Genomic DNA, 11,824 nt, shown 5'->3' on the forward strand with positions numbered 1-11,824 from the left:
CTGTCAATCCGCCAAGTCTATAACAATCCGGCATGGCGGCCGCTGTCGGGTTTTCACAAACCGCGGAGCAAAATCATTCCTGACGTCAAAAATATGGGCGCTTTCTGATCTAAAATGGCCGCGCGATTCGTTCACTCAAAAGGGTAGTACATGGCAAGGCCAGAAAAAGTCCGGCTGGGGGAGATCCTGGTACAGCAAAAGCTGTTGTCCGAAGAACAGCTGGGCTTGGCGCTGGCCGAGCAGAAACGCACCGGCCGCAAGCTGGGCCGCGTGTTCATCGAGAACGGCTTCGTCACCGAAGAACAGATTTCGGGCGCGCTCGCCAAGCAGCTGGCGATCCCCTACATCAACCTCAAGTTCTACAACATCAACCCCGAGCTGGTGCGGCTGCTGCCCGAGACCCAGGCGCGCCGCTTCCGCGCGCTGGTGCTGGAAGACCGCCGCGGCTCGCTGCTGGTCGGTATCTCCGACCCGACCGACTTGTTCGCGTATGACGAGATCGCGCGCCTGGTCAAGCAGAACGTCGACCTGGCCGTGGTCAACGAGACCGAAGTGCTGGCCGCGATCGACCGCATCTACCGTCGCACCGACGAGATCACCGAAGCGGCGCGCGAGCTGGAGCAGGACTTGGGCGACAGCTTCGTCGACTTCGGCGCGCTGGCCGCCAACCCGGGGCTGGAAGAGGCGCCGATCGTCAAGCTGCTGCAGTCGGTGTTCGACGACGCCACCCAGGTGCGCGCTTCCGACATCCACATCGAACCGCAGGAGTCGCGCCTGCAGATCCGCTTCCGCATCGACGGCGTGCTGCACCTGCAGACCGAGGCCGATATCAAGATCGCCACCCCGCTGGCGCTGCGACTGAAGCTGATGTCCGACCTCGACATCTCCGAAAAGCGCTTGCCGCAGGACGGCCGCTTCGCCATCAAGGTCAAGCAGCAGCGGATCGACGTGCGTATCTCCACCATGCCAACCCAGTATGGCGAGTCGGTCGTCATGCGCCTGCTGAACCAGGGCGGCACCACGCTGCGCCTCGACGCGATCGGCATGCCGCCCAAGCTGGTGGAGCGCTTCCGCGCCATCGTCCAGCGCCCCAACGGGCTGGTGCTGGTAACCGGGCCTACCGGCAGCGGCAAGACCACCACCCTGTACAGCGCGCTGGCCGAACTGAATTCGCTCGAGAAGAAGCTGATCACCGTGGAGGACCCGGTCGAATACCGCCTGCCCGGCATCAACCAGGTGCAGGTGAACGAAAAGATCGAGCTGTCGTTCGCGCGCGTGCTGCGTTCCGCGCTGCGCCAGGACCCGGACATCGTGCTGGTGGGCGAGATGCGCGACCAGGAAACCGCCCAGATCGGCCTGCGCGCCGCGATGACCGGCCACTTGGTGCTCTCTACCCTGCACACCAACGACGCCGCAAGCACCCCGCTGCGCCTGATGGACATGGGCGTGCCGCGCTACATGGTGGGCAGCTCGCTGCAGGCGGTGCTGGCGCAGCGCCTGGTGCGCGTGATTTGCGAAAGCTGCACTACGCCCTACGAGCTGACGCCGGCCGAACACGAATGGCTGCGCTACGAGCTGAAGGAGCACGTGGACAAGGTGCGCTTCTTCCACGGCAAGGGCTGCTCGCATTGCAACGGCATGGGCTACCGCGGCCGTACCGGCGTATACGAGCTGCTGGAAATGACGCAGGCGGTGGTGGACGCCGCCAACCATCCGGATCCGGCCCACTTCCTGCGCGCCGCGTACGCCGAAATGGGCGGTAGCACATTGCGCCGCCATGCGGTGCAACTGGCCGTCCACGGCCGCACCACCGTGTCCGAAGCGATGCGGATCAGTAGTCAGTTGGACGATTGACGTGCCGTTCTTCGCCTACAAGGGCCGCAACGCGCGCGGCGAACTGATGGAAGGGGTGCTCGAAGGCGCCGACAGCGGGGCGGTGGCCGACCAGCTGTTCGGCACCGGCGTCACGCCGATCCAGATCACGCTGACCAACAAGTCCGCCGCCGCTGCCGGCAATGGCCTGGGCCTGTGGGAGCGGCTGACGGAGAAGAAGGTCGGCTCGATCGACGTCCAGCTGTTCAGCCGCCAGCTGTACACGCTGCTCAAGTCGGGGGTGCCGATCATGCGCGGGCTGGCCGGCCTGCAGGAATCGGCCACCAACAAGGCGTTCGGACGGGTCGTCAAGGACCTGCGCGAGTCGCTCGACTCGGGCCGCGAGCTGTCGGCCGCGATGCGCCGCCATCCCGACGTGTTCAACAATTTCTACCTGTCGATGGTGAAAGTAGGGGAGATGACCGGGCGCCTGGAGGAAGTGTTCCTGCGCCTGTTCGACCACCTCGAATTCGACCGCGATATGCGCAACCGGGTCAAGAGCGCGGTGCGCTACCCGACCTTCGTGGTGATTGCGATGGTGATCGCGATGGTGGTGGTGAACGTGTTCGTCATCCCGCAGTTCGCCAAGGTGTTCGCAACCATGCACGCCGAACTGCCGCTGATGACGCGGATCCTGATGGCCAGCTCGCGCTTCATGGTCGACTACTGGCTGCTGCTGGCGGTGATGTTGGCCGGGGTCGCGGCGGGCGTGCGCGCCTGGGTCGCCACCCCGGCCGGCCGCTATGCGTGGGACAAGCGCAAGCTGCAGATCCCGATCGCAGGCAAGATTATCATGAAGGGCACCATGGCCCGCTTTGCGCGCAGCTTCGCGCTGTCGTCCAAGAGTGGGGTGCCGATCGTGCACGCGCTGACGGTGGTGGCGCAGACCGTGGACAACGCCTACCTGTCGGCCCGCATCGAGCAGATGCGCGACGGCGTCGAACGCGGCGAAACCATCTTGCGCACCTCGGTCACGGCCGGGGTGTTCACGCCGATGGTGCTGCAGATGATCGCGGTGGGCGAGGAATCGGGCTCGCTGGACGACCTGATGGACGAGATCGCGCAGTTGTACGAACGCGAGGTTGACTACGAGCTCAAGACCCTGTCGGTCCAGATCGAACCTATCCTGATCACCTTCCTGGGGATCATGGTTCTGGTACTGGCGCTGGGCATCTTCCTGCCGATCTGGGACCTGGGCAGCGCGGCGATGAAGCGGTGAGGATAGCGCCGCCGGCAGCAAGGCGCCGTCGCATCGGCGGTTTCACGTTGTTCGAGGCGGCGATTGCGGCGATTGTTGTCGCGCTGCTACTTGGTATCTTGCTCAAACGTTTGCAGATTTACCAGCAGGAGGCCGAGCTTGTTGCGGTGCGGCAGCTGGTCGGAACCCTGCGGATGGCGCTGAGTGTCAGGAATGCGCAACTAGTTGTTGCGAGAAAAGAACACTTATTGCGCCGCGTTATTGATGAAAATCCAATGACCTGGCTTGCCAACCCACCATTGAATTACCTTGGAGAATACTACTCTCCGCAGGGAAACACACTTCCGGCGGGAAATTGGTACTTCGACCTTGCCGATAAATCATTGGTTTATATATCAAGTGGCGGAAAAAGTTTGTCGGACGGCCGTCTGAACCTGCTCAGGTTTAAGGTAAAATCCTCGAACTTTAGCTTGCAGTCAGGCAAGCAATTTGGACCACCTTCCGTGATCGAAGGTGTTGTACTGGATGAAGCATACGATCACGGCGCCGGAAAATAGCGGGACCCAAGGCGTTCTATAAAAAACCACAATCCATGTTTGGAGAAATTTGAATGAACAGAAGCATCACGGCCAATAGCGCACAAGCCGGTTTTACCCTGATCGAACTGATCGTCGTTATCGTTATCCTGGGCATCCTGGCCGCGACCGCGCTGCCGAAGTTCACCAGCCTGGGCGGTGACGCACGCCTGGCGAGCCTCCAGGCGGCGAAGGGCGCATTGAGCTCGACCGCGGCAATGGCCAAGGGCAAGTACCTGGTCAACACAACCGGCACCGCGCTGACCACCCTGATGGTTGAAGGCAAGACCATCAACTACACCACGGTTGGCAACGGCTACCCGAAAGCCGATTCCGGCCTGGCTGACGCTTCTGGCCTGAGCGACGACTACACCGTCCTGACGGGTGCCGTTACCGCCGACACAACCACCACACCAGGTAACGCAGGTGGCCAGATCACGATCATTCCAAGGAGCATCGCCGGCACCGCTGCCGCGGTCAACTGCTTCGTGCGCTACACCGAGCCGACCACCAAGACCGCGGCTCCAATCATCGCGTTGACCGCAACTGCAACCGCCTGCGAATAAGCCGTCTCGCGCTGATCCTGGGGCCGGGAACGATTTTCGGTTTCCGATGATCGTTCCCGGCCACAGTTGCGTCCAGCGCCAGCGCGGCGTGACGCTGGTCGAACTGGTCACCGTGCTGGTGATCGTCGGCGTGCTGGGCGCCATCGGCGCTACGCGCTGGTTCGACCGCACCAGTTTCGATGCCGACGCTTTCACCGAGCAGGCGCGCGCCATGCTGCGCTACGGGCAGAAGGCCGCCATCGCCCAGCACCGCGAAGTGTACGTCCGCCTCGACGGCGCCAGTGTGGCGCTTTGCTTCGACAATTCCTGCTCGGCGGCCAACCGCGTCGTGGCGCCGTCCGGCGCCAACAGCGGCGCCGGGGCCACGCTCGCGGCCTGCGGCAATTCCGAGGCGTGGTACTGCGAAGGTATGCCAAACGGCATCAGCTACAGCCTGGCACCGGCCGGCCAGTACGTCGGCACAATCAACTATTTCTACTTCGATGCCCAGGGCAAGCCGTTCGCGGGCGGCAACGCGTTGGGTAGCTCCACTTCGACTTTCCAGCGCCTGCAGATGGACATCGGCGGCGACGGGCTTGCACGCAGCATCACGGTCGAGCCAGAGACGGGCTATGTTTACTAGGACCCTGCGCCAGCGCGGCGTGACCCTGATCGAACTGGTCATGTTCATCGTGATCATCGGCGTGGCCCTGGCCGGGCTGCTGCAGGTGCTCAGCTTTACCACCAAGACCAGCGCCGACCCGGTACGCCGCAAGCAGGCGCTGATGATCGCCGAGAGCCTGCTGGAAGAAGTGCGCCTTGCCGCCTTCAGCTGGTGCGACCCGAGCGACCCGGTGGCCGAAAAGGCGCAGGCCGTCACCGACTGCGCCATCGCGGAAACCTTCGGGCAGGGAAGCGGCGGCGAGCCGGCCGGTCCGCGCCCCTACGACAACGTCAACGATTACGTTGGCTCGGCGGGAACGGCAACGGCCGCCTTCAATGCCGGCGGCGTGCTAACGGACGCCAACGGCGACGCGATCGACGCTGCCGGCTATACCGCGCAGGTCACGATACGGCCCGCCGTCCTGAACGACATTGGCGCCACCGGCGCCAGCGCCGATACCGACGTGCTGCGAATTACCGTCGAAGTCAGCTACGACGGCGAAACGCTGGCGCTGGACGGCTACCGCACGCGCTACGCGCCGACTTCGCCATGACCGCCCCCAACGTCAAGGACTTGCGCCAGGCCGGCTTCACGCTGATCGAAGCGGTGATCGTCATCGTCGTGATCGGCGTGCTCGGCGCCATCGTCGCACTGTTTATTCGCATGCCGCTGCAGGGCTACCAGGACAGCGTGGCGCGCGCCGAACTGACCGACCTGGCCGACCTGACCGTGCGCCGGGTGGCGCGCGACCTGCGGTTGGCTCTGCCGAACAGCATCATCGTCGCGGCGGATGGGAGCACGATTTCCTTTTTCATCACCAAGACCGGCGGCCGCTACCTGGTGGCAGAGGACGAGGTACCGGGCTTCAAGGATTTCCTTGCAGGCGGGGACGAAGTGGACTTTGCCGGCCCCAGGCCGGCCGGCAAGCAGGAGATCCTGCCCGGCGACTCTTTTGTCGTGAACAACCTGGGCGTGGCGCCGGCCGATGCCTATGCGTCCACCAACCTCGCGCAAATCGAAGCCATTAGCGTGATCGACGATACCAATTTCCACCAGTACCGACTGAAGTTGGAAAGCAACCCGTTCGCCACCCAAATCCCGCCAATGCCGTCGGCAGGCTCGCGCTTCCATATCGTCGGCCCACCGGTAAGCTACCGCTGCAACGCCGCCGCCGGCGGCGCAGGCAGCATGACCCGGCAATGGGACTACGGCATCGTGCGCGGCGCGCCCGCGGCCAATGCCGGCACCATCAGCGTGATGACGCGCCGCGTCAGCAACTGCAGCTTCAGCTATGGCGACTCCGCCGGGCGCAGCGCGCTGGTGACGATCCGGCTCGAGCTGGAGGTTCCGGAGGGCGGCACCGTCAAACTGGTACACCAGGTTCACGTGGACAACACACCATGACCCGCAAGCATCCGATTCCCTTTCCGGCGATGCGGCGCAGCCGCGGCGTCGGCCTTGTCACCGCGATCTTCCTGCTGGTGGTGATCACGGCCCTGTGCGTTGCCATGGTGACGATCTATACCTCGCAGCAGGTCAGCTCGACTCTGGACGTGCAGGGCGCGCGCGCCTACCAGGCCGCCCGCGCCGGCATCGAATGGGGCTTGTTCAAGCGGCTCCGGCAAGGGGCCCCATGCGGCAACACCACGACGTTTGCGATGGACGCCGGCTCCTCCCTGAACGGCTTCACGGTGACGGTGACTTGCACCGAGGTCGGAGGTCCCAAGAACGCCGACGGCGACGAGACGCTTCTCGACCGCTGGCTGATCCGCTCGGTTGCCTGTAACGAGCCGGTCAACGGCGTTTGCCTCGACGGCGAAGGCGTCAACACGCCTGCCTACGTGCAGCGTGTGCTGGAGGTGCAGGTCTGATGCGCTCCGCGTTAGAACATTCGATCCGCCTGATGCTGTTGCTGTGGCTCGCGCTGGCAGGCCATGCCGCGCGCGCCGACACGGCGATCCGCCTGTTCGAGAGTTACGCTGGGAACGTTAACTTCGTCGGCACCCAGGTGACAATTCGCAAGAAGAACGACGACAAGCTGTGCGACGTGTTCGGGCCGACTGCCAATCGCAAGGCCGCCATTGCCGGCATCCCGAACAGCGCCACGATCATCGGTGCCCACCTGTACTGGGCCGGGTCGGCCTACAACCCGGACTACACCATCACCTTCGAGGGCGCCACTGTCGCTGCCGCCAGCGACAGGCGCTATTATTCGACCACGATCGGCAACGACTTCAACTACTTTTCCGGCGCGGCGGACGTGACCACCCAGGTCAAGAGCAAGCGCAACGGCACCTACACTTTCAAGGGCCTGACTGTCAGCAACGGCTCGCCTTACTGCGCGGTCGAGGGCGTTACGGGCGGCTTCGCGCTGCTGGTGATCTATTCGGACAGCAGCCAGCCGTACCGCGTGCTCAACATGTACGAAGGTTTCCAGTTCATGCGCTACACGGGCATCACGCTCAACCTCAGCAACTTCAAGATCCCTAGCCCGATGGGCAACGTCACCGGGCGCGTGTCGCACATTACCTGGGAAGGCGACGCGGCGCTCCAGCAGGAAGGCGAGAACCTGCGGTTCAATGGCTCGGCGATGACGGACAACAGCAACCCGGCAGGCAACCAGTTCAACTCGAAGAGCAATATCAATGGCGACAACGCCTCCTACGGCATCGACTTCGACGCCTACAACATCGCCAGCCCGATCATCCAGTCGGGCGAAACCACCGCCAGTACGCGCTATGAATCCGGGCAGGACCTGGTGCTCCTGAGCGCAGAAATCATCGCGCTCCCGAACGTGCCGGCCGCCGACCTTGGCCTGTCCATGACACGGGTGGACGAGATGATCACCGGCCAGGACGTCCGTTTCACGCTATCGGTCAAGAACTTTGGCCCCAGCACCGAGACCGGTCCGACGATTACCGATACCTTGCCGGACGGTCTGAGCTATGTGTCCGGTTCCGGGACCGGGTGGTCCTGCACCGCATCCGGACAGACGGTCACGTGTTCCAATGCACGGTCGGTGGCCAGCGGCGCCTCGTTGCCCGACCTGACCCTGACCGCCAGGGTGACCGGGTCTGGAGTACTGACCAATAACGCGACGGTGTCGGGCAAGCTTTTCGACCACGTTTCGGGCAACAATTCCGCGAGCGCGACCGGCACCGTCGCCCAGTCCTTCGTGTTTACCGATAAGGCCTGCAAATCCGGCGCGGCGTTCGGCGCAGCCGACCAGCCTTGCACCACCGCGCCGACTCCGGTGGCCGCCGGCGAAGACCGGACGATCCATATCACCTTCATGTCCGGCGGCGTACCAACCAGGCTGAGCAACGGCAGCGCGACCGACGTGGCCCTGAAATTCGCTCTGAGCTGCCTGAACCCCACGCAGCACGCGGGCGTCCAGGCAGTCTACGCGGGTGTGGCTTTGCCGCTGTGCGCTGAAGGCGGTGCGGCTCCCACCGCCTGGTCTGCTGCCAGGACCCTTACCGTTGCCAAGGGCGAGGCCTCGGTCGCGGCGACCTTCAACTACGAAGATGTGGGCAAGGTCCAGCTGTACATGCAGGCGACCGCAACCGGTAACGTGGCGACCGGCGTGCCATTCGTCGTCTATCCCTACGAAATCACCTTGTCCGAAAGTGCGGCGGCGCTGATCAAGGCGGGCGAGAACTTCCCGATGACGGCGACAGCGTTTGCCAAAAAGGTCGGCAGCGCCCAGAAGGCCACGCCGAATTTTGGCAGGGAGATCGAGCCTGAAAGTTTTGCGGTGCCGGGCGTCGTCAAGGCGGACAGCGCCATGGCCGCCGAGCCGGCGCTCGCCGGCAGCTTCGACGACATCGACGCGGGCGCGTCGAGCGGCAGCTTTAACTGGAGCGAGGTTGGCGTCATCAAGGCGACTCCCGGCATCAAGAACAAGAACAACACGGCCACCTACCTCGACAACGGCATGCCGACGTCCTTCAACACCTTGCAGGTGGGGCGCTTCATTCCCCACCATTTCAGCACGGCGGTGACGGCGCCAATGGAATGCGCGCCGAAGATGGGTTGCAGCGGCAGCGTCGAGAAGGGCGCGGCCTATTCCGAACAAGGCTTCGGCGTCACGGTCACCGCGCACAGCGCCTCGCACAGCGTTACCCGGAATTACGCCGGCACCTATGCCCGGGATACCGCGTTGACGGCATGGAGCGCCGCAGGCGGGACCGCTGCGAATTCCGGCGCCACGCTCACGGCACCGCTGCTCAAGGCTGCCGATTTCGCGGCGGGCGCCGCCACCGTCACGGTGTCGTACAAGCTGCAAAATAAATTCGTCCATAGCGCGCCGTACGCTGCGCCGTCGACCGCGGCGTCGGCCTTCCTGCGCGCCGCAGAAGGCACTGGCGGGGACGGGGTGACGTCGAAACATGACCCGGGACCGGAAGAAGAGGGCCTGCGCATTGTCAGCGGCCGGCTGCTGGTACCCAATGGCCACGGGTCCGAACGCCTGGGACTGCCGCTGACGCTGGCCGCGCAGTACTGGTCGGCCAACAAGACCTGGGTCGTGACCGGCACCGACGGCAAGAGCAAGGTCGACCCGGCCAAGGCGGCGTTTACAAACCTGCAGGGGCAGGCCGTGCCCAACAACGTTATCAGCCTGCAGCCGGCATCGGAGCGCACGCTCGCGGCCGGCGTGACCGGCTTCACATTGCGGCTGGCGCTGCCTGTGGTGGGGACCTACGACTTGTTGCTCGATCACGAAAAATGGCTTCCAAGCACCAAGGGCCGCTTCAGGTTCGGGGTCCGAAAGAGCCCGCTGATCTACCTGCGCGAATCCTATTGACGGCGTGAGCCTGGACTTGGACGGGCTTTAAAAAGAATATTTGTTTCCCCATTGTAAAATTAGTATCAATACTCCATGCAACTTGAATATAATCAAGCGTCTATCGCGCGATCTTGACAAGTCGCCTAACCTCTCCCGAAGCCTGCATGCGTTTTTTTAGAAAAGCGAAGAAAACTGAAGCCTGGTTGTCGTTTTCTTTACACGGCGATGGGATGGCCGCCGCCAGCGTCACACGCGGCGAGGGCGAGAAACCGGTACTCGACTTCTGTGTTTTCATGTCCGGCCAGCCGGGCGCGGAACTGCTGGAAAAGGCCGGCCGCGAGCTGCGCGCCTCGCAGTATCACGTGACCACCATCCTGGCCGGCGGTGAATACCAGCTGCTGGCAGTCGAAGCGCCCAACGTTCCGCAAGAGGAACTGAAGACCGCGGTGCGCTGGCGCCTGAAGGACATGATCGACTTCCACATCGATGATGCCACCATCGACGTGCTCGACATCCCGGTCGATCAGAATCCGGCGGTGCGCTCCAGCCACGGCATGTTCGCCGTCGCCGCGCGCAACAGCGTGATCGAGAAACGCCAGAACCTGTTTGCGGCCGCCAAGGTCGGACTGTTGGTAATCGACATTCCCGAAATGGCGCAGCGGAACATCTCGGCCCTGATGGAACCGGAAGGGCGCGGCCTGGCCATGCTGTCCTTCGGCGCCGACGGCGGCCTGTTGACCGTGACCTTCAAGGGCGAACTCTACCTGTCGCGCCGCATCGACGTGACGCTCGAACAGCTGCTCGAGTCCGACCACGACCGCAAACACGCCAGCTTCGACAAGATCACGCTCGAGCTGCAGCGTTCGCTCGACCACTTCGACCGCCAGTTCCACTTCATCAGCGTGTCGAAACTGGTGCTGGCCCCGACCGGCGCCACCGGCCTCGATGAATACCTGTCGAGCAACCTGTACACCCGCGTCGAAACGATGGACCTGGGTTCGGCGATCGACCTCTCGCGGGTGTCCGGGCTGGCAGCCCCGGCCCAGCAGCAGCGCTTCTTCTTTACCATCGGCGCCGCGTTGCGCCATGAGGAGACGCGGCTTTGAGCCAGCAAATCAACCTCTTCAACCCGGTCTTCCTGAAGCAGAAAAAGGTCTTCAGCAGCATCGCCATGGCGCGTGCGCTGGTCGTGTTGATGGTGGGCGCGCTGGCGCTGGTGGCCTATGGGCGCCAGCACGTCAACGCGCTCGAGCGCGAGGCCAAGGCCGTCGGCGTCCAGCTGGAACAGAAGCAGGCACGCCAGGCGATGGTCAACGCCGAGTTCGCGCCGCGCGCGCCGGGCAAGGCGCTGCAGGACGAGATCGTGCAGACCGAAGCGCAGCTCAAGGCGCTGCGCTCGGTATCGGGCGTAATGGCGCGCGGCGAACTGGGCAACGCGGCAGGCTATTCGGAATACTTCAAGGCGCTGGCGCGCCAGAACATGGACGGCCTTTGGCTGACCGGCGTCAGCGTGGCGGGCAGCGACATCGGCATCCGTGGCCGCGCGCTCGACAGCACCATGGTGCCCGGCTACATCACGCGCCTCACGCGCGAGCCTGTCATGCAGGGCAAGACCTTCGCCAGCCTGCAGATCAATCAGAACCAGCTGAAGGGGCTGGACGGCAAGCCGGTGTCGGCGCCTTTCGTCGAATTCCGGCTTGAGTCGGTGTTGCCGGAGGACGCGAAATGAAGCAATACCTGACGGCGCTGGCCGCCCGCATCGACGCGCTCAGCTTGCGCGAACGCGCGATGGTTTTCGCCGCCGCGGCTGCCGCCATCCTGTTCGTGGTCTGGTCGATCATGCTGGGACCGCTGTTCGACCGCCAGAAAACGCTGCGCATGCAGCTCGACCAGGCGCGCAACAACATCGGCGGCATCGACGCCGAGATCACCGCCAAGGTACAGGGCTTCGCGGCCGACCCGGACGCAGCCAACCGCGAGCGGCTGGCCAGGATCAAGGCGACATCGACACGCTCGGCAACGAACTGCGCGCGCTGGAGCAAGGGCTGGTGGCCCCGGAACGGGTGGCACCGATGCTTGAAACCATTCTTGCGGCGAACGGGAAGCTGTCGCTGGTGTCGATGCGGACCCTGCCGGTAAGCCCGGTCAGCGAGACCAGCTACAATCCGGTCGCGGCGCCAG

The 11,824-nt window shown here is 63.9% G+C and carries 12 protein-coding genes; all 12 read left to right on the forward strand.

Annotated features, from left to right (window positions below; translation table 11 throughout):
• Positions 1 to 150 precede the first annotated feature (150 nt).
• Positions 151 to 1,854, forward strand: coding sequence for a GspE/PulE family protein (locus D3872_RS02645; RefSeq protein ID WP_119809348.1), 1,704 nt, complete (start codon positions 151 to 153; stop codon positions 1,852 to 1,854).
• A 1-nt stretch (position 1,855) separates the two neighbouring features.
• A complete protein-coding gene (locus tag D3872_RS02650) occupies positions 1,856 to 3,091 on the forward strand; it encodes a type II secretion system F family protein (RefSeq protein ID WP_119809349.1) in 1,236 nt (411 codons plus the stop codon).
• On the forward strand, positions 3,088 to 3,627 hold the full coding sequence (locus D3872_RS02655) for a hypothetical protein (protein WP_119809350.1): 540 nt from the start codon (positions 3,088 to 3,090) through the stop codon (positions 3,625 to 3,627). Before D3872_RS02650 ends, D3872_RS02655 begins: the two co-directional genes overlap by 4 nt.
• A 53-nt stretch (positions 3,628 to 3,680) precedes the next feature.
• Positions 3,681 to 4,211, forward strand: coding sequence for a type II secretion system protein (locus D3872_RS26925; protein ID WP_119809351.1), 531 nt, complete (start codon positions 3,681 to 3,683; stop codon positions 4,209 to 4,211).
• A 46-nt stretch (positions 4,212 to 4,257) separates the two neighbouring features.
• Positions 4,258 to 4,833, forward strand: a complete 576-nt coding sequence (locus D3872_RS02665; protein ID WP_119809352.1) for a pilus assembly FimT family protein — start codon at positions 4,258 to 4,260, stop codon at positions 4,831 to 4,833.
• On the forward strand, positions 4,823 to 5,407 hold the full coding sequence (locus tag D3872_RS02670; protein ID WP_119809353.1) for a prepilin-type N-terminal cleavage/methylation domain-containing protein: 585 nt from the start codon (positions 4,823 to 4,825) through the stop codon (positions 5,405 to 5,407). Before D3872_RS02665 ends, D3872_RS02670 begins: the two co-directional genes overlap by 11 nt.
• Positions 5,404 to 6,258, forward strand: a complete 855-nt coding sequence (locus tag D3872_RS02675; protein ID WP_119809354.1) for a prepilin-type N-terminal cleavage/methylation domain-containing protein — start codon at positions 5,404 to 5,406, stop codon at positions 6,256 to 6,258. The genes D3872_RS02670 and D3872_RS02675 overlap by 4 nt, the downstream gene beginning before the upstream one ends.
• Entirely contained in the window at positions 6,255 to 6,725 is a 471-nt protein-coding gene (locus tag D3872_RS02680) for a pilus assembly PilX family protein (protein WP_119809355.1), read from the forward strand. Before D3872_RS02675 ends, D3872_RS02680 begins: the two co-directional genes overlap by 4 nt.
• A complete protein-coding gene (locus tag D3872_RS02685) occupies positions 6,725 to 9,661 on the forward strand; it encodes a DUF6701 domain-containing protein (protein ID WP_119809356.1) in 2,937 nt (978 codons plus the stop codon). The genes D3872_RS02680 and D3872_RS02685 overlap by 1 nt, the downstream gene beginning before the upstream one ends.
• A gap of 212 nt (positions 9,662 to 9,873) precedes the next feature.
• The gene (gene pilM, locus D3872_RS02690; protein WP_307719393.1) at positions 9,874 to 10,749 is read left to right on the forward strand and encodes a type IV pilus biogenesis protein PilM; all 876 of its coding nucleotides are present in this window, start codon (positions 9,874 to 9,876) and stop codon (positions 10,747 to 10,749) included.
• Positions 10,746 to 11,372 (forward strand): PilN domain-containing protein, encoded by a 627-nt coding sequence (locus tag D3872_RS02695; RefSeq protein WP_119809358.1) that lies wholly within the window; start codon positions 10,746 to 10,748, stop codon positions 11,370 to 11,372. The genes pilM and D3872_RS02695 overlap by 4 nt, the downstream gene beginning before the upstream one ends.
• A complete protein-coding gene (locus D3872_RS02700; RefSeq protein WP_119809359.1) occupies positions 11,369 to 11,782 on the forward strand; it encodes a type II secretion system protein M in 414 nt (137 codons plus the stop codon). Before D3872_RS02695 ends, D3872_RS02700 begins: the two co-directional genes overlap by 4 nt.
• Positions 11,783 to 11,824 lie beyond the last annotated feature (42 nt).

Origin of the sequence: Massilia cavernae (genome assembly GCF_003590855.1) — a bacterium.
Classification (GTDB): Bacteria; Pseudomonadota; Gammaproteobacteria; order Burkholderiales; family Burkholderiaceae_D; genus Telluria_A; species Telluria_A cavernae.